The organism is Candidatus Omnitrophota bacterium, from assembly GCA_040755155.1.
GTDB lineage: Bacteria > Hinthialibacterota > Hinthialibacteria > Hinthialibacterales > Hinthialibacteraceae > JBFMBP01.
This window is the reverse complement of sequence record JBFMBP010000029.1, coordinates 64,262-83,024: the sequence shown is the minus strand read 5'-3', so window position 1 is coordinate 83,024 and position 18,763 is coordinate 64,262. Positions and strand designations below refer to the sequence as shown.

Below are 18,763 nucleotides of genomic sequence, written 5' to 3'. Positions count from 1 at the left end.
AGCCTCATTGAGTTTTTTTTTCGTTATTCCACCGCCTCTTTTTCATTTCGCGTGAGATTTTTGGGGATTTATTCAGATCAATATAGCGGCCAGTTAGCGACATTGACCGGTTCTTGGCCCAAAGCCCAGGCCACTACATTATCCCATAATTTCCAGCCCAGATCCCCTATTACGTCGAAAGCGTAAATTCCCGCCGTGCTTCCATCGGCAAAAATGGGATTGTCCGCCAATCCAACCCCGGTGGCATTTTCAGTACCCCAACCGAAAAACGCCACGCGGGCGGGATTGCCCAATGGGGTTTCATCTTTTTCAAAAGCCCATACAACTGGGCATTGCGGTTCCAATGTATAAGCATTTTCTTGCGGAATGGGAGCCACGGGATCGACTAATTCGATGACTACGTTTTGCTTGAACAGGTTGCGAGAATTCATGGCGAGGACCGTCCAGTTGCCTATGTATGGCTTACCGCTGCCATTGACATCGATCGCCAACGGCGCGAATACTTCCGGCAAACCACGAGCAATGGGATGATCCTTCTTAATTACTTTGAACTCGCGAGCGTTGATATCCTCGTCGCCCGGCATTCCGCTGGACCAATTGGAAATGAGCTGGTAATTGTCGATTAAGTAGGATTCGCAAATGATCGTAGGGATTTTCGCTCCAATGTAAAATGCGCCCGTCTCGCCGGAGCCGGGATTTTCCGAGACGATAATCAGGTCGTTATTTGCCTCCATATATTCGAGACCGAGTTGGTCGTCGGTTTGAGAGCCGTAAATATTAACAATATGTCCTTGCTCTTCCAACCTTTTAATATGATTCAGGATGCCAGCAGAAGCGGTTTGGGTTTCTAGAAGAACTTTCGCATCCTGTACCAATTCAACCCAATCGCTAAAACTTCTGTCGTTGAGATCTACGCCCAACATCCCGTTCTGGACTGCTTCCAATACGATATAACCGATTCGCGCCGACCAGGAAGCCGATGGAACTGAAATAACCGCGCAGGATACGGCTATTACGAAAACGATGAGTTTCTTGTTCATATTTTACCTCCCCAAATTTCCAACATTTTTGAAATAGGACTTCTGCCAAGTTCGTTCAAGACGTTCAGTTTATGTTTTATTGCGGTTTCTCCTTTCGAATATATTAATTTGTTTCTCGATAGTATCGATCATGCGTAAGAATAATTATATGGATAAATATAATTTTTTCAAATTTTTTTGCTGATATTTTTATGATAAAAGAGCCTCTTGCAAAACTCCATAATTCCTCCCCAAGCCTGGGGGAGGTTAGGATGGGGTTTTCTTAAGCCTAATAAAATCACCCCCCCCCTCTAACTCCCCCAAACTTGGGGGGAGAATTAAAGCGTAGACTTTATCCTTTTTGCAAGAGCCTCCTCTATTACTTTAAATTGCGCGTAACATGAGTTATTAATTCATGGCAATATAGGTTGTGGATCATCTTCCAGCAAAATCGCCGCACTAAATCAAGGGTTGGGTGCGGCAGAATTGTTGAATCTGGGTTTATATTGAAAATGAACAAAAAAAATTAAAATTATGTAGTTTACTATGATTTAAGGAGTTAGAATAATATAATTGAGAAACAGTTTAAAGAAAAAAATGAGCACGGTATTTGCTTAATTGGATCATGCAATTCAGACACACTTTTTAAGAAAAGACCTAGTGATCATTTTCAATTTATTTTAATAGTTGCGTTATTGAAAAACCCCCTAACCCTCTCCCAGAGGGCGAGGGAACAATTTCAAATGAAATGAACCACTAGTTGGAGCCATGATGCGCGAGGCTAATCCCAAATATTTTCTCGTTGTTACCCTGAATCATAAGAATATTTCCTTAAAGGACTTGAACCAGTTTTCCATTCCGCAAGGAGATATGGACAGGCTGTTGCTCCATTTGATGAATACGCCCTTTATCGAAGAAGTGGTTGGGCTTTGCACCTGCAACCGGACGGAATTTTACGCCGGAGTCAATTCCGTCAAGGATGCGGCGCACGCCTTCGCCCATGAACTAGCCGATTATACGGGATTGACGCTTGAGACATTGCGGCCATCGCTGACCGTCATCGCCGATGCGGAAGCGGTGGAGCATCTTCTGCGCCTAGCGTCGGGACTGGAATCGATGGTTATCGGCGACGCCCAGATTTTGGGTCAGGTCAAAGAGGCTTATACTCGAGCCGCTCAACTGGGAGTGGTGGAAAAGACTTTCCATACCCTCTTTCAACGGGTGTTTTCCGTTGCCAAGCGAGTGCGCAACGAAACCGGTTTGGGCAAAGGCCGCATGTCCATCGCGGCGTTGGCGGTGGAATGGGCGGGAAAAGCCGTACCTTCCTGGCGCAATGTCGTAGCGACCGTAATCGGCGCCGGGAAGATGGGCGGACTGGCGGCGAAATATTTGAAAGACGCCGGCGTGAAAGAATTGCGGATCGCCAACCGCAGCCCGGAAAAGAGCATCGAATTAGCCAACGAACTCGGCGGCAAGGTTTACGGATTGGACGAGATGGATCGGATTCTCGCCGAGTCTGACGTTATCGTTTCCACTACCTCGTCGCCTGAGCCGTTGATTACGCTCGCAGCGGCGGAAAAGGCGGCGAAAGCCCGTCCCAAGAAACGCATCTTGATCGATGTTACGCTTACGCCGGATATCGAACGATCTGTAGAAGAAGTGGAAGGCGTAACGCTTGTCGACCTGGAAGCCTTGCGGTTATTAGCCCAGGAAAACGAGAAGCAGCGGTCGGAGCAATATCAACGCGCTGAGCAAATCATCGAGGAAGAATTGGATGTGCTAATGCCCTGGTCTTTGCCGTTGCATATCGACGCCCTGGCGGCCAGCATGGGGGAATACGCCAAGGAAATTTGCGAAGACGAATTGCAAGACTTGCTCGATACGCTGCCCGATTTGTCCTTGAAGCAAAAGGAAATCATCGAAGCGAAAATGAAAAAATTATCGGAGCGCATTATCCTAATGCCTCGGCGAAATCTCCGCCAATTTCACAAAGTTACCTCATGCCCCAACGCCTGCAACTGCCTTTCCGAATTATTCAATACGAATCACGGCGCGCGCACGGCTCCCGGCATGGCCGCCGTGAAACCTTTGAAAGATTGAGTCTCTTACAATTAATAGAATATGTCTTTCAATTCTCCCCCCAAGCTTGGGGGGAGTTAGAGGGGGGTTGATTTTGATGGACTTAAGTCAACCCCCTCCTAACCTCCCCAGTCTTGGGGGAGGAATAATAACAGAATTTTGCAAGAGGGCAAGATTTATTTACTATGATGAAATCCACTCTATTCAAGCCAGCGTCCCAGGAGCTGAGCCGGAAAGAACGTTTTCTCAACGCGATTTCCTTCGCTCCCATCGATCGTCCTCCAGTTTGGCTGATGCGGCAGGCGGGGCGATATTTGCCGGAATATCAGGAGGTGAAGCGGCAGTACTCGTTTCAGGAGATGTGCCGCCTGCCGTCGGTAGCGGCGGATGTTTCGCTGCAACCGTTCGACATTCTCGGCGTGGACGCCATTATCGTATTCAACGATATTCTGATTCCTTTGGAATCAATGGGTTTTTCGGTGGAATACGCCGAAGGCGGCCCCATCGTAGCGCCCGCCATACGAAGAGAATCTGACTGGAAATCCATTCGTCCCGCCGATTTTTCCGAAACGCCTCCCGTTTTCGATTCCATTCGGGAAATCCGCAAACGGGCGGGAAGCGGCGTTCCAATTCTGGGTTTCGCCGGGTCGCCTTTCACGCTGGCGACGTATATCGTTGAAGGCGGAGTCAGCCGGAATCTGCGGTATATCAAAGAGATCGCCTACGCCCAACCGCAATGGCTGGAGAGAATGCTGGAGCTTATCACGCCCGCCGTGATTGAATATCTTAAAATCCAAATTCAGGCGGGCGCGGATGCGGTGCAGATTTTCGATACCTGGGCGGGAACGCTGCAGGTGAAGGAATACCGGCGGTTTGCGCTTCCCTATCAGCGGCGAATCGTAGAAGCGATTCAATCCCAAGGAACACCGGTTATCCTATATGTTAAAGGCTCGTCGCCCTATTTGCGCGAAATGAAAGAGACGGGCGCCGCCGTCTTGAGCGTCGATTGGATTACGCCTTTGCGGGAGGTTGCGGAAATCGCGGGAGAAGGCGTTGCGCTGCAGGGCAATCTCGATCCCGCTGTTCTTTATGCGGCGCCGGAAACGGTAAGGGAGCAAGTGCAAGCCCTGTTGCGGGATTTCGGACGCAAGCAAGGTTATATTTTCAACCTGGGCCACGGCGTACTGCCGGAAACGCCAGTGGAGAGCGTGAAAGAAGCGATTAAGGCGGTGAAAGACTATGAGTAACGCCGCATCGGCTATACAAACCATCGATCCTAAAATGATCGAAAAATATTCGCTGCGGGGGCCGCGCTATACCAGCTACCCCACGGCGCCGGAATGGACGGAAGAGGTAGGCGCCGATATCTATTGGAAGCATGTTCGCGCAACCAACCAATCCGGCGCATCCTGTCCGCTTTCGATTTACATTCATATCCCCTTCTGCGGCGAGCGTTGCTATTACTGCGCCTGCAACGTCATCATCACGCAAAGCGAAAAGATAATGGAGCGATACGTTGACTCAGTTAGCCGCGAGGCGCAGCGGACGGCGCAGGAAATCGCGCCCGGACGCCGCGTCATCCAGTTCCATCTGGGCGGCGGTACTCCCACCCATCTGCCTCCGCCATTATTGGAGCGGCTGCTGAGTAAAGTTACAGCGCTTTTCGAATACGACGAGGATTCGGAAAGATCGATCGAGGTGGATTCCCGCGTTACGTCGATCGAGCATCTGCAAGTCTTGCGCCGTTTTGGCTTCAATCGCATATCGCTGGGCGTAGAGGACTTTTTCGCCAAAACTCAGGAAGCTATCAACCGCCCACAAGACGCGGAAGAGACGAATCGCTTCGCGCAGGATTGCCGCCGCCTCGGCTTCGAAAGCGTCAATATCGACTTGGTCTATGGATTGCCTTTTCAAACGTTGAAGACTTTTCATGAGACTTTGGATATCATTTATCGCATCGATCCCGACCGCATCGCGCTTTATAACTACGCCCACTTGCCCGAAAAAGTTCCCCATCAGCGCAAGATCGAAGAGACCAGCCTGCCCAATGCGCAAGAACGCACGGCGATCTTGAAAGCCGCCATCGAAGGCTTCACCGAGCGCGGCTACGCCTATATCGGCATGGATCATTTCGCCAAGCCTGATGACGAGTTGACGCTCAGCCAGAAAGAAGGAACGCTGCAACGGAATTTCATGGGCTTCACGACGCGGGCGGGCGCCGACTTGTACGCCTTCGGCGTTTCCGCCATCAGCAGCCTTCCCGCCCTTTATGCGCAAAACGAGAAAAATTTGAAACAATATACGGATAAAGTCGAACGCGGCGAAGCGCCGATCGAGCGCGGCGTCGAACTGACTCCCGACGACCGTATGCGCCGTTGGGTTATTATGGAATTGATGTGCAATCTTCGCGTTTCCGCCGAACGTTTTCGGGAATTGTGGGGCGAGGATTTTCATCGCTATTTTGCGCAGGAGTTGCAATCGTTGCAGCCATTCGCCGCCGATGGACTCTTGGAGCCGGATATGTCGCAGGAAATTCGCGTGACGGATATCGGGCAGATCATCATCCGTCCCATCGCCATGGCTTTCGACCGGCGGCTGGCGTTGGCGCGGCAAAGGGGCGGACAGACGGCGTTTTCGAAGACGCTATGAATCAGCTAGAATCGATATAAGCGTCTCTTTAAAAATGGTGGGCTACGCTTCGTTTCGAGCCCACCCTACGGTGCTGAAAACGATGGAGATATTTTTATGAGTGCAATCATACGGCTAAATCCCGTTTTGAATCTTACGTCGGAAGAATTGGAGTTATTCTGCCGGAAAAATCATATTCGAAAATTATCCTTGTTCGGTTCGGCGTTGCGCGGCGAGCTCCGTCCTGATAGCGATATCGACATTCTTGTGGAATTTATATCAGGAGAAGAGCCGGGATTGATCGGTTTTGCAGGTATGGAAATAGAATTAAGCAAGCTCATTGGCCGCAAAGCCGATCTTCGAACCCCTGGCGATTTGAGCCGGTATTTTCGCGAAGAGGTAGTGAATTCGGCAGAGGTTCAATATGAACAAGAGTGACCGGATTCGGCTCCAACACATGTTGGATTGGACTTTGGAAGCTTCACAAATTGCGCAAGGACGAAAGAGAGAAGATTTAGATTCCGACAGAATATTTTTCAACGCGGTCATTCGATGTATAGAGGTCATAGGTGAAGCAGCTTCTAAAATTTCTTTAGAATGCCGATATCAATATCCTCAAATTCCTTGGGAAGATATTATCGGAATGAGGAATCGTTTGATTCATGCTTATTTTGACATTCAAACGGATATCGTATGGAAAACCGTAGTAAATGAATTGCCTTATCTCCGTCAGGAGTTGGAAAAGATCGTCTCTATGATGAGAGAGAAAGATATATGATTCGAATCCAATTATTCAATTTTTCTTGTCATCATATAATCTAACATTTGCTAAGAGTCGTAGGGTTGGCTCAAAGTAAAGCGTAGCCCACCACCAATTTTCACCAATCGCTTTTTTTGAGGTTTATGGACGGTTCAATGACAAAAATCATTATCATCGGCGCGGGGATCTCTGGCCTGACAGCAGCTTATTGGCTCAAACGGAAAGGTTTTTGCGCTACGGTTTTGGAGAAGAACAACCGTCCCGGCGGTTCAATCGAAACTTCTCGCGGCGGCGGCTATCTTTTTGAACGCGGGCCGAATTCGTTTTTGGATAACGCGCCCGAAACGTTGGAACTCTGCTCGCTGCTCAATCTGGAAAACGAATTGCTCAAGCAATCCATGCGCGGCAATGCGCGGTATATCTATTTAAACGGCAAACTGCATGAAGTTCCATCGGGATTGGGCGCATTGTGGAAAACGGAACTCTTATCCGGCAAGGCTAAAAGAGGCTTGTTGAAGGAAATTTTTCGATCCGGCAACCGTTCGCCGGAAGACGAAAGCCTGGCGCAATTCATCCGCCGCCGGTTTGGGGATGAAATATTGCAAAACATCGTCACGCCGTTTGTTTCCGGCGTTTATGCGGGCGATCCTGATAAATTGAGCCTGCGCGGGACCTTTCCCATGCTTTATGATTTGGAGCGCCAGCATGGCGGATTGATGCGCGGCGGCATCGCCCGCATGTTCAGACGTAAAAAGCCCACTGACGCCAAAAAGAAGCCTCACGCAAAAAATCTTTGTTCCTTCGTCGATGGGTTGCAGACGCTGACGGACGCCTTGGCGCGCGAGTTGGGAAACGATCTGCGCTTGAATACCGGCGTTCGGGAAGTTGGAAGAAATCCCGATGGCGGTTATATCGTCCAAACGGAAGGCGGGGAAGCACTGACTGCTGACATAATACTTTTCGCTGCGCCCGCTTATGCGCTGCCCGATATGCTTAAATCTTTATTGCCGCAATCCACCGCATATTGGTCTTCGATCCCTTATAACCGTTTGTGCATCGCCTGTCTCGGCTGCCGCAAGCAAGACATACGGCATGGTTGTCAAGGATTCGGCTTTCTAGCGCCGCGCGGGCAGGGAATCCGCATATTGGGCAGCATCTGGAATTCCAGCCTCTTCGCCCGCCGCGCTCCCGCAGGCGAACGCTGCTTCAGCGTGTTTATCGGCGGCGGACTGGATCCGCAGGCGTTCGATTTGTCCGACGAAGAAATCATGCGGCAGGTGCGGGAAGACATGAAAATTTCCCTTGGCGCCGATGGGGAAGCAGTCCACCAAGAAATCGCCCGTTGGGAGCGCGCCATCCCGCAATATCCCATCGGCCATGTGGAGGCGATGGAGAGAATCCGCCAGGAACAGAGCGCTTTGCCCGGACTTTTTTTCACGGGGAATTATTTGAACGGCGTCTCCATGAACGATTGCATTCGCAACGCCAAGGAAACGGCGGAAAAGATCGCTCAGACTCTTGCGGGGACGCATTCATTATGACTGTGGATGTGATCCTGCTTTCCTACGGCGAGCCGCCGTCGGCGACATTCTTCCAGCAATGGGCTTATTCCTGCCGCATATTGAATAAGCTGACGCGGCGGGCGGCTCCGATTCCGCGTCCCCTCATTCCATTCATCGGCGTTTTCCGCGCTTGCAAGCGGGTGATGGCTTGGCGGCGATACGATTATGGTTCTCCTTTGGATGCCATCACGGAAAAGCAGGCGCAAGCCATTCAAGAGGCGCTGAATCGAGAAAGAAAAGAGATAACTTGGCGCGTTCGCGCCGTTTTCGAGTTTCGGCAGCCGCTCTTTGTTCCCTGCCTTCGCGATCTACGCGCCTCCGATTGCGAGCGGTTGGTCATCGTTCCGCTTTACGCCGCCTATTCGGGATTCACGGCTGAAATTTCCTTGCTTGATTATAAGAAATTTCAAAAGCGATACGGCGATTCACTGCCGCGGGCGAAATACGTTTTGTTTCGCCCTTGCCTGAGAGAATTAGCCAATATCATGGCGGAATTTATCCTATCGCAAATAAAAAACGTGGAGTGGATTGATCCCCAAAATTCGGCGCTCCTTCTCGGCGCTCACGGCACGGTAACGACGCCTATACGCGGCATAAAAGATGCGGGGTATAAGGATACGTTTACTTTATACAAAATGATCGAAGAAAAATTGCGGCCGTCATTCCGAGAGATCGATATCGGATGGTTGAATCATCGCGTGGGCGGCGAGTGGACGCAGCCTACGTTGGATGTATCCGTGCGCCGGATGATGCAGGAAGGAATAACGCGCTTTGTCTATTTTCCTTTCGGATTCATTGCTGATAATGCGGAAACACAATTGGAGGGCAAGATTGTTTTTGAAAATCTCGGCGTTAAGGACTATCTTCATCTTCCTTGCATCAATACGGATTCGTCCTTTATTAACATGTTAACAAAACGCATTATCCGATGCGCGGGAGCGAGCGCGGCATGAATGAAAACAATGTATTTAAATTAGGAACGCGCGGCAGCCCGTTGGCGCTTTGGCAGGCGGAGCGGGTAAAAAGTCTTCTGGAAGCGAAGCGGCCCGGCGCAGTAATCGAACTCGTTATTATTCAAACGTCCGGCGATAAAATTTTGGATAAGCCGTTGGTGCAAATCGGCGGCAAGGGCGTATTCACCAAGGAGATCGAAGAATCGTTAATCGACGGCGCCGTCGATTTCGCCGTGCATAGTTTTAAGGATTTGCCCACGATCCAGCCGCCGGAATTGGCGATCGTCTCCATTCCGGAACGAGATTCCCCATTTGACGCGATTCTATCCCGCAGCGCCGCTAATCTGCGCGATCTGTCTCCCCATCCCGTAATCGCCACTGGCAGTTTAAGGCGGCGGGCGCAGATTCTGGCTTTGCGTCCCGACGCCAACGTGGTTGACCTGCGGGGCAACGTCAACACGCGGATGCGTAAATACCGCGAATCGAATTGGGACGCTATGATTATGGCTTTAGCCGGAATCCGGCGCATGGGGTGGGAAGACCAAATTTCCGGAGCGCTGGCGCCAGAGGAAATGCTGCCCGCGCCCGCGCAAGGCGCCCTCGCTATCGAAGCCCGCCAGCAGGACGAGAGAACTCGCGAACTGTTATTATCGATCCACGACGAAGCCACCGCCGCTGGCGTGTTAGCTGAACGCGCTTTCCTGGCTACATTGGAAGGCGGCTGCCAAGTGCCAATGGCGGCCTATGCGGAAATGCAAGAGAGCGTTCTAACCTTGCATGGGCTGATCGCCGGTCTCGATGGCGCACCTTGCATTCGCCAAATGCTGCAAGGCGATGCGAAGCATCCCATCGAACTGGGAAAACAGCTGGGGGAAAACATTCTGCAAGCGGGGGGGTGGAAGATTATCGCTTCGCTGCAGGAAAAGAATATTCGGCGCGAGTGAGTTGGGAATGGTGGGCTACGCTTCGCTTTGAGCCCACCCTACGAAACTAGGCGTCCTGATTCAGACAATCTGTTATGTAGTGTAAACGGAAAGCGAAGCGCAACCCGCCATTCTCCCCATATTAAGCAAAGTCTAGTTTTCAAACTCGATATATGTCAAAGTGTTTTGAATAAAAGGATGAAATCTCTTATACCAGCCTGCGTAAGGTTGGTTGCTTATAAATTCCCTCGCCCTTTGGGAGAGGGCTAGGGTGAGGGAAATAAAAATCTAATCCTATCAACCCTCACCTAACCTCTCCCAATCTTGGGAGAGGGATAAAAAGCGACAATCTCAATGCAGGTTGGTATTAGGTGACAGATGTTTATTTTTAGGATGAAACTCAATAGCAACAGGGGAATTCGCATGAAGAAAACTTTTACGCCGAAACAATACGAGATGCCTTGGCCCTATACGGGCGCCTTATTTGGTTGGGAAGAAGAAGCGGCTTTAGTCAGGATGATCCGCGCCACCTCCGAGAAGCGCCGTCCATTGGATCGCCGTTCGCCGGAAATCGCCGCGTTTGAAGAACGGTTCGCCGCTTATATCGGCGTCGAACATGCGATATCGGTTAGTTCGGGAGGAACGGCGCTGGAATTGGCGGCGCGGCTATTGAAGATCGGCGCGGGCGATGAGGTATTGATCACGGCGTTGACGTTCAAAGCTACGGTTCTGCCCGTCGTGCTGGCGGGCGCCCGGCCGGTTCCCGTGGATATCGAATACGACAGCCTCAACGTAAACTTGGAGCGGCTGGAAGCGCAGATTACGCCGCGAACGAAGGCGATTTTCGTTATTGACTACGCCGGATTGCCTTTGGATCCGGAAGCGGTCATGGCCATTGGCCGCAAGCATGGCTTGCCAGTGGTGGAGGATGCGGCTCACGCTTTAGGCGCCGCCTATCTCGGCGTGAAATGCGGGGCGTGGGCGGATATCACTTGTTTCAGTTTTCAATCGCAAAAGAACATCAGCACGCTGGGGGAAGGCGGCATGATTACGACGCCGCATAAAGAATATGCCGAGCGAGCGCGCGAATTGCGCAACTACGATCACGAGCGTGAAGCGGGTTCGAACTACCGCTTGTCGGCGGCTCAATGCGCTGTGGGAATCGAGCAACTCAAGCGCCTGGAATTTGTCAACAAAAAGCGCCGCCGCATTGGCCGCCGCATGTCCGCCGCGTTGCGGGATATCGCAGGATTCGTTACGCCCTGCGAGCCGGAAGACGCAACGCACGCTTATCACATGTACCCTTGCCGGTTGGACGAAGTAGTATTCGGCGCGGCGCGCGACGTTGTTCGAAAGAAATTGCTTGACGATTACGCCGTGGAAACGTCTTTCCAATACGCCCCGTGGTACACGTTTCCCGTAATCCAAAAGGCGATGGGAGATTTCGAACCGTGCCCGGTTATGGATCGCGTCGCCCGCGAGCTTTTCGGTCTACCAATTTATCCCGGATATGCGGACGATGAAGTGGATTACTTGATTTGGGCGGTTCACGAGACATTGGCGTCGCTTTAGGAGATAAGGTGGGCTACGCTTCGCTTTAAGCCCACCCTACGATATTGCTTTGAGCCTACCCTACGAAATTACGATTTTCGATATGTTTCCGAAACGCGATTGGAGAGATGAATGGATGACGTTATGGATACAAACCCAAAAATCGCGCTGCCGCCGTTGACGAAAGACCAATATTGGTGGCGTTGGCGCATTCTGATCGCCACTTATTTTAGTTATTCGGGTTATTATCTTTGCCGCAAAGCTTATGGATTATGCAAGAAAAGCATCGGCGAAGAGTTTTCTTTGAACGCGACGCAGCTGGCGCATATTTGGAGCGCCTTTCTCGTCGCTTATATGGTGGGACAATTTCTCAACGGCATCTTAGGCCGAAAACTCGGCCCGCGCCTTTTGCTTCTGATCGGCATGGCCGTCTCACTCGGCTGCAACATCGCGTTCGGTTTTGCCAATTCCTATGAAACGTTCGTTGGATTCATGATTCTCAACGGCCTGGCGCAAGCCAGCGGCTGGCCTGGCAACGTCGGCGGCGTCGCCCATTGGCTGCGCAAGGAGGAGCGCGGCCAGATCATGGGCGTTTGGTCTACGAATTACCTGGCGGGGAATCTGGGCGTGAAGTTTCTGGCGGGATTCATGCTGGGCTATATGGGATGGCGCAGCGCGTTTTGGGCTTGCTCGCTGGGAATGGGGCTGATCTGGATTTTGTTTTATATTCTTCATCGCAACCGTCCGGAAGATGCGGGGCTGGAGCCTATTACGACGAAGGATGACGAATCCGCCGAACCGCCCGACGAACGCCAGAGCGCGACTTTCACTGGTTTTTTGCGGGTGTTGGGCAATCCCGCCATCGTTATGATGGGACTCTGCTATTTTACGCTCAAGTTTCTGCGCTATTCCTTGGATTCCTGGCTACCCTACTTTCTATCGCAGAGCCAGTTTCAATTGCCGGGTGATCTCGCTGCCTTTTATTCCTCCATTTTCGATGGCGTGGGTTTTGCGGGCGTGATTATCGCCGGATGGGCGTTGGATAAGATATTCAAAGGCAATTGGCGGCTGTTGTGCGCCCTCATGGCGGCGTGCATGACGTTCTCTTACGTTTTGGTGATTCTCTATGGTTCGTACAGCCCGTTTCTTCTCGCTTGCTTGTATGGACTCGTGGGCTTCATGCTTTATGGTCCCGATAGCATCCTGAACGGCGCGGGAGCCATCGCCACGGCTGGACGTAGCGACGCCCTCAGCGCCGTCGGGGTTATCAACGGCATTGGCAGCATTGGCCCTGTAGTGCAGGAAGAGGTGATCGGGCGTCTTTACGATCATTATCAGAATATGGAATTCTTTAAAATTCTTTGCGTATATATGAGCCTGGCGGCGACTGTGATGTTATTTTTTCTTGTCGTCATGGATTGGAGGCGCCATCGCGGCGCGGCTGCCGCGTCGTTGTGAAAGGATAGCGAATGATGATCGGCGTGGGCATTATCGGCCTGGGCAAGAGCGGATTGGAGATTCACGTTCCCTGTCTGGAGGCGATTCCGGAGTTTCGCATCGCCGCCGGATGCGACGCGACGGAAGCGCGGCGGACATTGGCGCAGCAGCGCGTTTCGGGAATGCGCGCCTACGCGAATCTCGAAGATTTTTTGGCAGACGAGAGCGTCCAATTGGTTGTCGTTACTACGCCAACAGCCAGCCATGAGGCCATCGCCTTGCAGACGTTGGAAGCGGGCAAGGATTTGCTGGTAGATAAGCCGCTGGCGCTCGACCTGGCGGGAACGGATCGCATCATCCAATCCGCTCAGGAAAAAGGCCGCCTGCTGACGATGTTCCAAAACCGGCGCTGGGAGCCGGGCTTCGCCTGCCTGCAGAAATTATTGGCGGACAGCGTAATAGGCAAAGTGTTGGGCATCGAATCGCGGCGCATGAAGTTGGATTCGACGCTCAATTACCCGGCGCAAGAGTTTCGTCCAACCTGGCGGCAAGAAAAACAATTCGGCGGCGGCGTGATCTACGACTGCGTTCCCCACGATCTCGATCAACTGCTGCTCTTGGCGCCGGGCGCCATCGAATGCGTCTATGCGGAAACCAAGACGGCACTCTGGTCTCAGGAGGTGGAGACGGCCTATTTCGCCAGCCTGACCTATTCCGATGGTCTGAATATCAAGGCGGAAACGTCGCGCATCTCTCCCCATTCCTTCCCGCGCTGGTACGCCATCGGTGAGGAAGGATCGATTGTCATCGAAAGCGACAAGGGACCGGCGGTTGTGCGCCGCACGCGGCTGTTTAAAACCGGCGTCCGTGAAATTGCCGAGTGCGAGCATCCCGTTCCCCATCCCATTCTTCCCGAAGGCATCCTCTTCTACCAAAACTTAGCCGAATATATGCGCCAACGCGAACCGCTCATGGTTCCTCCCGCGCATATACGGAGAGTCATGGCTGTTATGCAAGCCATCCGCGAATCGGCGGAGGGGCGGCGGGTGGTTGTGGTGGATGGGGAGGGGAAGGAGTAAGTGAATTAATTAAAGATCAAAAAATTCCAAAATTAGTATGGATAACATAAATTTTATTAGTATATTTAGCTTATAAGGATAAATATGATGTGCAATGTATATAGCAATTGTTGTATTAATTGTTTTACTGACATTGCAATTAAAAATTACATTGAATCATCAGAAGATGGTGTATGTGATTTTTGTGGTTCCCAACAAATCCCTATAATAAAGGTGGAAGAAATAATTGAATTCATTGATGAATGTATTGGAAAAAAATATGAGCATTCAGCGAATCATATACCTTGTGAATATGCTGAAGGTGGTTATCAAATGCCCACTTTATTAATAAATGAAATTCTTGAAAGTGAGGAAACGATATCTGAAAATGAACAACTTCTTGAAATAATATCTAAAAACTCAGAATATGATACAAAAGATCTTTCTGTGAAGCATCCATTCCTTGGACCTGGCGATTATTTCGAAACATGGGAAAAATTCTGTGATTACGTTAAACATAAATCAAGATATTCATTATTTTTTCAATACAGAAATAAGTATTATGAATTTGAAGATGTTAATGTAAAACGAGTTGAAGATTATGATAAAGAAAAAGAAGAGATTATTGATTTATTCAATAAATTTGAAATATTTTTACTGGATAACATATACGAAATAGAACCAGGGAACCTAATATTCAGAGCTAGGATTAACAAAACTAATAAGATATTTGAACATGAAGATTTGACGAGTCCGCCTATTGATAAAACTATAAATTGCCGGATGAATCCAATCGGAATATCTTACTTTTATGGTGGAGAAGATGAATCGACATGTATCGCTGAAGTGAATCCAAAAATTAATGAAATTGTTGTAATTGCTGAATTTAGAACTTTAAAAAAGTTGAAGGTGCTTAATCTTGTGGATTTTTCACCATCTAAAAGTATATTTGAGGAAGATTATAATTTTTTAGTTGATGAACTACTTATACCGTTTTTAGATGAATTTTCAATTGATATATCAAAACCTATTAGTAAGGATATAGATGTTCTTGAATATATACCGACTCAAATATTTTCTGAATTTATTAAAAATATTTCTGGGGATCAACAGATTTATGGGATTCGATATAAAAGCGCAGTAAAGATTGATGGAATTTCTCTTGTACTATTTCGTGATCGAGAAATATCATTAAGTTCTGATAAGTGGATAGAATTTGTGAAATCGTATGATAGGAAAATTGAGAATATCGAATTTATTACAGCATATCCCACGGATCGATATCCTGAATAATCCGCATTCCCGGTTTGCGCTGGCTGAGAAATTGCTGCACTTTTTCGCTGGCTAGCAGCGGGCGGAAGGCGCGGTGGTCGCGGCTTTTCAGCGCTACTTGCCAGCGGTAGTAGTCGCGCAGGCGGTAGAGAGGCGCTTCTACCGGCGGCAGCAGCGTAATGTCCCTTATATTTTTTAATCCTTCGTTCAACAGGACGTATAAATCCCACGCCTTGCCCCGCGCCGCGTCTTCGCTGTTGGATTCGATGCGCCAGAGAACCAGACGGGAAAACGGGGGGAAGCCGATCAGGCGCCGGTAGCGGATTTCTTTCTCGTAGAAGGAGGCGTAATCCTGCCTCAAGGCGAGTTGGATGCTGTAATGGTCGGGATAATAGCTCTGCACGAAGACTTCGCCGGGATGCTCGCCCCGGCCTGCGCGTCCGGCGACCTGCGTCAATAAGGAGAACGTGCGCTCCGCTGCGCGAAAATCGGGCAGCGATAGGGAGTAGTCGGCGTTGATGACGCCGACCAGCGTGACGTTGGGAAAGTCCAATCCTTTAGCGATCATCTGTGTTCCCACTAATACGTCCGCTTCGCCCTGGCGGAAGGAAGTCAGAAGGCGGTCGTGATCTCCCTTCTTGCGGGCGGCGTCGCGGTCTAAGCGGATGACGCGAATATCCGGGATCAATTCTTCCAGGACGTGAACTACTCGCTCGGTGCCGAAGCCTTTCTGCCGGATGAACTTGTCTCCGCAAGAAGGGCAAATCTGAGGCAGCGGGCGGCGGGAGTCGCAATGATGGCAGACGAGCAGATCGTTCGACCGATGATAAACCATCGCAACGCTGCAATGATCGCAGACGAGAGTATGGCCGCAATGGCTGCACGACAGCGTCGTGGCGAAGCCCCGGCGGTTGAGGAAGAGGATGGATTGCTGCCTGGCTTCGCAGCTGCTCCATAACGCTTCCTGCAACTCGTTGGCGAGTACCTCTTCGTTTTCCGAACGTCCCCGCATATCGATCAACTGCACTTCGGGCAGCCCGTGAGGCGAGACGCGGCGGTCGAGGCGCAGGATGTGGTATTTTTTGCGATCTGCGTTGAAAGAGGATTCCACTGAGGGCGTGGCCGAGCCGAGCAGGCAGAGCGCGCCCGCCATGCTCGCCCGCGCCGCCGCCAAATCACGCGCATTGTAACGCGGGCTGGGATCGGATTGCTTGTAGGAGGGATCGTGCTCCTCGTCCACGATCAAGAGGCCGGGATTGTCCAAGGGCGCGAAGATGGCGGAACGGGCGCCGATGACGACGCGGCGCTTGCCCTGCTTGATGAGCCGCCATTCGTCGTAGCGCTCTCCCTGGCCCATGCCGCTATGCAGCATTCCCGTCAAATCGCCGAAGCGCGACTGGAAGCGGTTCATGGTTTGGGGAGTGAGCGAAATCTCCGGGATCAGCGCCAGCGCCGAGCGCCCTTGTTGCAGCGTCCGCTCGATGGCTTGAAGATAGACCTCCGTCTTGCCGCTGCCGGTGATTCCGCGCAATAGAATCGGTTTGGGCGAGGGAGTTTCCAACGCGGCGCAGATGCTGGATAGCGCCTGCTCCTGTTCGTCCGTCAGCGTGAAAGGCGGCGCCTTAGAGATGGATTCGAAAATGGGAATGGAGCGCAGCGACTCCCGCGCTTCGATTTTGACCATTCCATGTTTTTCTAGCGTTTTTACGATGGAAGATGATACGCCCACCTCGCGGGCGATGTCGGAAGGGGAGAGAAGCGCTTTGCGATTGATAAGAAATTCGAGAACGCGCCGTTGGCTGTCGGTTCTAATGTCGTCGGGAATGCGGCCTGTTTCTTGAATGCGATCGTCCAGCAACACGACCTTAATCATTTTGGGCCGGATGGCGGGAGCGAAGGGATAAGCAGCGGAGAAGGTTTCCCCTAACGAAGCGAAATAATAATCCGAAACCCATTTCAAGAAGTTCAGCAGTTCCTGGCTGAATAACGGCTCCTCATCCACTAGGCGGCCGATTTCCTTGATTTGAGATACATTTTCTGGAGGTTCGCTGCGCAGAGCCGCCGCGAAGCCAAGGCGTTGGCTTTTTCCGAAAGGCGCATAGAAACGGCAGCCCGGCATCACTTTTCCGATCAACGAATCGGGGATGCGGTAGGTAAACAGCAACCGCGCCGGAATCGGAAACGCCGCTTCTACGAATGGGCAGTTATCGGACATGCTTCACTCTCGCTGGTTGGATGCGGCGCTGACGCTGGGTATTATCTATAAATTACGCTTGCTATTCCATCCGAGAATCATACAAAAAAAAAGAATAGAAAAAATCGAGTTGGTTCCATTGCTTTTTACCTGGATTATGTCGTAGTATAAATCAATCTTTTTTTTGGCGCGAGAAAACAGTTGGACAAAACAATAAGGAAAAAGGGGAGGAAAAATATGAAATCCGTATGCGCAGTGATGTTGTGCGGGATCGTCGCCGTTTTGTTTATCGTAGGATGCGCGACGCAAGAAAAGAAAACAGCCGATGCCGAGCATCCTAACTTTCAACAGCTTTGCTCGAAATGTCACACGCTGGATAGGGTGGATATCGCCCATAAAGCGGTGACGAAGCAGGAAATGAAGAAAATCATGGAAAAAATGGCTAAAAAGCCGGGGTCGGGGATCGATTTACATAATATCAATGATATAGTGGAACAAATCTATTGATTAATATGGGTTTAACCGTTGTTGTTTAATATTGTTTCTTGATTAATTCAAAATGCGGGGATAAATGGTCCCGCTTTTTTTTTGTTTGTTTCTTTTTTAATTCCTGTTACGCATTCCGTGTTCCATCGCCCTCTACCGATCTTTACCCACAAGTCGGAGGGATTAATCAAGGGCAGAAACAACCTTGCCCTTGCCACCCCCAAGTTTTTCCTTTGCTTCCGTCAAATCCCGGCGCATTTCACGGCTTCGCAGGAGCATTTTGGCGGAAAGTACGGGTTTTGTCATCAATTTTCCCTCACCCTAACCCCCAAAGGGCGAGGGAATTGAGTAATATGAGTTTTAATTGCCAATAGATCGTCCAATTTCAAATGCTTGGAAATTGACTTCGTGGATTTTCTCCGGCAGGTTGGCGCGTATCGAATCCAGCCAGAACGATCGATCGATATCCATGTTGCGGCTCAATACGCCTAATAACGCGACGTTCAGGCTTTTCTTATTGGTAAGTTTGTTTTCGTCGATCATGGAGGGCGTAATCAAGACGCCGCCTTCGCGCAGTTGATGGCGGTTGTTTTCTACTTGATCTTCCGATAAAACGACCAGGTAATCCGCTTCGCCTTCCGGAACCATCGGGCTGAACACGGCTTCGCCGTAACGAATGTCGCTGCAAACCGAACCGCCGCGTTGGCTCATGCCGTGCACTTCGCTTTTTTTGATGTCGAATCCCGCCAGAAACACCGCTTCGGAAATAATATCCGAGGCTTTCAAAACTCCCTGGCCGCCGAGTCCGGCAACGATGATGTTGGCGATTTTGCCGGCCATT

The 18,763-nt window shown here is 50.6% G+C and carries 17 protein-coding genes; 13 read left to right on the top strand and 4 right to left on the bottom strand.

All coding sequences use genetic code 11. The features are described from left to right. Positions 1-77 precede the first annotated feature (77 nt). On the bottom strand, positions 78-1,040 hold the full coding sequence (locus tag AB1656_03215; GenBank protein ID MEW6234374.1) for a hypothetical protein: 963 nt from the start codon (positions 1,038-1,040) through the stop codon (positions 78-80). Positions 1,041-1,787: 747 nt separating this feature from the next. Here AB1656_03215 and hemA point away from each other — a divergent pair. From hemA to AB1656_03155, 12 genes are all read left to right on the top strand, one after another. Next, positions 1,788-3,119, top strand: a complete 1,332-nt coding sequence (gene hemA, locus AB1656_03210) for a glutamyl-tRNA reductase (protein ID MEW6234373.1) — start codon at positions 1,788-1,790, stop codon at positions 3,117-3,119. A gap of 164 nt (positions 3,120-3,283) precedes the next feature. Then, entirely contained in the window at positions 3,284-4,345 is a 1,062-nt protein-coding gene (gene hemE, locus AB1656_03205; GenBank protein MEW6234372.1) for a uroporphyrinogen decarboxylase, read from the top strand. Continuing rightward, positions 4,338-5,747, top strand: coding sequence for an oxygen-independent coproporphyrinogen III oxidase (hemN, locus tag AB1656_03200; protein MEW6234371.1), 1,410 nt, complete (start codon positions 4,338-4,340; stop codon positions 5,745-5,747). Before hemE ends, hemN begins: the two co-directional genes overlap by 8 nt. A 96-nt stretch (positions 5,748-5,843) precedes the next feature. Further along, the gene (locus AB1656_03195) at positions 5,844-6,164 is read left to right on the top strand and encodes a nucleotidyltransferase family protein (protein ID MEW6234370.1); all 321 of its coding nucleotides are present in this window, start codon (positions 5,844-5,846) and stop codon (positions 6,162-6,164) included. Between the two features lie 19 nt (positions 6,165-6,183). Further along, on the top strand, positions 6,184-6,504 hold the full coding sequence (locus tag AB1656_03190) for a HepT-like ribonuclease domain-containing protein (protein ID MEW6234369.1): 321 nt from the start codon (positions 6,184-6,186) through the stop codon (positions 6,502-6,504). Positions 6,505-6,641: 137 nt separating this feature from the next. After that, on the top strand, positions 6,642-8,027 hold the full coding sequence (gene hemG / locus AB1656_03185) for a protoporphyrinogen oxidase (protein MEW6234368.1): 1,386 nt from the start codon (positions 6,642-6,644) through the stop codon (positions 8,025-8,027). Continuing rightward, positions 8,024-9,001, top strand: coding sequence for a ferrochelatase (locus tag AB1656_03180; GenBank protein ID MEW6234367.1), 978 nt, complete (start codon positions 8,024-8,026; stop codon positions 8,999-9,001). Before hemG ends, AB1656_03180 begins: the two co-directional genes overlap by 4 nt. After that, entirely contained in the window at positions 8,998-9,945 is a 948-nt protein-coding gene (gene hemC, locus AB1656_03175; GenBank protein MEW6234366.1) for a hydroxymethylbilane synthase, read from the top strand. Before AB1656_03180 ends, hemC begins: the two co-directional genes overlap by 4 nt. A gap of 402 nt (positions 9,946-10,347) precedes the next feature. After that, the gene (locus AB1656_03170) at positions 10,348-11,496 is read left to right on the top strand and encodes a DegT/DnrJ/EryC1/StrS family aminotransferase (protein ID MEW6234365.1); all 1,149 of its coding nucleotides are present in this window, start codon (positions 10,348-10,350) and stop codon (positions 11,494-11,496) included. Between the two features lie 111 nt (positions 11,497-11,607). Further along, positions 11,608-12,933, top strand: a complete 1,326-nt coding sequence (locus tag AB1656_03165) for an MFS transporter (protein MEW6234364.1) — start codon at positions 11,608-11,610, stop codon at positions 12,931-12,933. Between the two features lie 11 nt (positions 12,934-12,944). Further along, positions 12,945-13,991 (top strand): Gfo/Idh/MocA family oxidoreductase, encoded by a 1,047-nt coding sequence (locus AB1656_03160; protein MEW6234363.1) that lies wholly within the window; start codon positions 12,945-12,947, stop codon positions 13,989-13,991. A gap of 84 nt (positions 13,992-14,075) precedes the next feature. After that, positions 14,076-15,263: a HEPN-associated N-terminal domain-containing protein gene (locus AB1656_03155; protein MEW6234362.1), complete on the top strand. Its 1,188-nt coding sequence runs from the start codon at positions 14,076-14,078 to the stop codon at positions 15,261-15,263. Here the strand turns inward: AB1656_03155 and priA are convergent. Then, positions 15,229-17,457 (bottom strand): primosomal protein N', encoded by a 2,229-nt coding sequence (priA, locus tag AB1656_03150; GenBank protein MEW6234361.1) that lies wholly within the window; start codon positions 17,455-17,457, stop codon positions 15,229-15,231. The genes AB1656_03155 and priA overlap by 35 nt on opposite strands. Positions 17,458-17,673: 216 nt before the next feature. Here priA and AB1656_03145 point away from each other — a divergent pair, with 216 nt between their 5' ends. Then, a complete protein-coding gene (locus AB1656_03145; protein ID MEW6234360.1) occupies positions 17,674-17,943 on the top strand; it encodes a hypothetical protein in 270 nt (89 codons plus the stop codon). A gap of 162 nt (positions 17,944-18,105) precedes the next feature. Here the strand turns inward: AB1656_03145 and AB1656_03140 are convergent, their stop codons facing one another. Next, positions 18,106-18,228, bottom strand: a complete 123-nt coding sequence (locus AB1656_03140; protein MEW6234359.1) for a hypothetical protein — start codon at positions 18,226-18,228, stop codon at positions 18,106-18,108. Positions 18,229-18,282: 54 nt separating this feature from the next. Next, a complete protein-coding gene (locus tag AB1656_03135) occupies positions 18,283-18,762 on the bottom strand; it encodes an indolepyruvate oxidoreductase subunit beta (GenBank protein ID MEW6234358.1) in 480 nt (159 codons plus the stop codon). Position 18,763 lies beyond the last annotated feature (1 nt).

Excerpts from the sequence above, each read along its gene's own strand:
- AB1656_03215 (MEW6234374.1), bottom strand. The coding sequence starts at position 1,040 with ATGAACAAGAAACTCATCGTTTTCGTAATAGCCGTATCCTGCGCGGTT.
- hemA (MEW6234373.1), top strand. The coding sequence starts at position 1,788 with ATGATGCGCGAGGCTAATCCCAAATATTTTCTCGTTGTTACCCTGAAT.
- hemE (MEW6234372.1), top strand. The coding sequence starts at position 3,284 with ATGATGAAATCCACTCTATTCAAGCCAGCGTCCCAGGAGCTGAGCCGG.
- hemN (MEW6234371.1), top strand. The coding sequence starts at position 4,338 with ATGAGTAACGCCGCATCGGCTATACAAACCATCGATCCTAAAATGATC.
- AB1656_03195 (MEW6234370.1), top strand. The coding sequence starts at position 5,844 with ATGAGTGCAATCATACGGCTAAATCCCGTTTTGAATCTTACGTCGGAA.
- AB1656_03190 (MEW6234369.1), top strand. The coding sequence starts at position 6,184 with ATGTTGGATTGGACTTTGGAAGCTTCACAAATTGCGCAAGGACGAAAG.
- hemG (MEW6234368.1), top strand. The coding sequence starts at position 6,642 with ATGACAAAAATCATTATCATCGGCGCGGGGATCTCTGGCCTGACAGCA.
- AB1656_03180 (MEW6234367.1), top strand. The coding sequence starts at position 8,024 with ATGACTGTGGATGTGATCCTGCTTTCCTACGGCGAGCCGCCGTCGGCG.
- hemC (MEW6234366.1), top strand. The coding sequence starts at position 8,998 with ATGAATGAAAACAATGTATTTAAATTAGGAACGCGCGGCAGCCCGTTG.
- AB1656_03170 (MEW6234365.1), top strand. The coding sequence starts at position 10,348 with ATGAAGAAAACTTTTACGCCGAAACAATACGAGATGCCTTGGCCCTAT.
- AB1656_03165 (MEW6234364.1), top strand. The coding sequence starts at position 11,608 with ATGGATGACGTTATGGATACAAACCCAAAAATCGCGCTGCCGCCGTTG.
- AB1656_03160 (MEW6234363.1), top strand. The coding sequence starts at position 12,945 with ATGATGATCGGCGTGGGCATTATCGGCCTGGGCAAGAGCGGATTGGAG.
- AB1656_03155 (MEW6234362.1), top strand. The coding sequence starts at position 14,076 with ATGATGTGCAATGTATATAGCAATTGTTGTATTAATTGTTTTACTGAC.
- priA (MEW6234361.1), bottom strand. The coding sequence starts at position 17,457 with ATGTCCGATAACTGCCCATTCGTAGAAGCGGCGTTTCCGATTCCGGCG.
- AB1656_03145 (MEW6234360.1), top strand. The coding sequence starts at position 17,674 with ATGAAATCCGTATGCGCAGTGATGTTGTGCGGGATCGTCGCCGTTTTG.
- AB1656_03140 (MEW6234359.1), bottom strand. The coding sequence starts at position 18,228 with ATGACAAAACCCGTACTTTCCGCCAAAATGCTCCTGCGAAGCCGTGAA.
- AB1656_03135 (MEW6234358.1), bottom strand. The coding sequence starts at position 18,762 with ATGGCCGGCAAAATCGCCAACATCATCGTTGCCGGACTCGGCGGCCAG.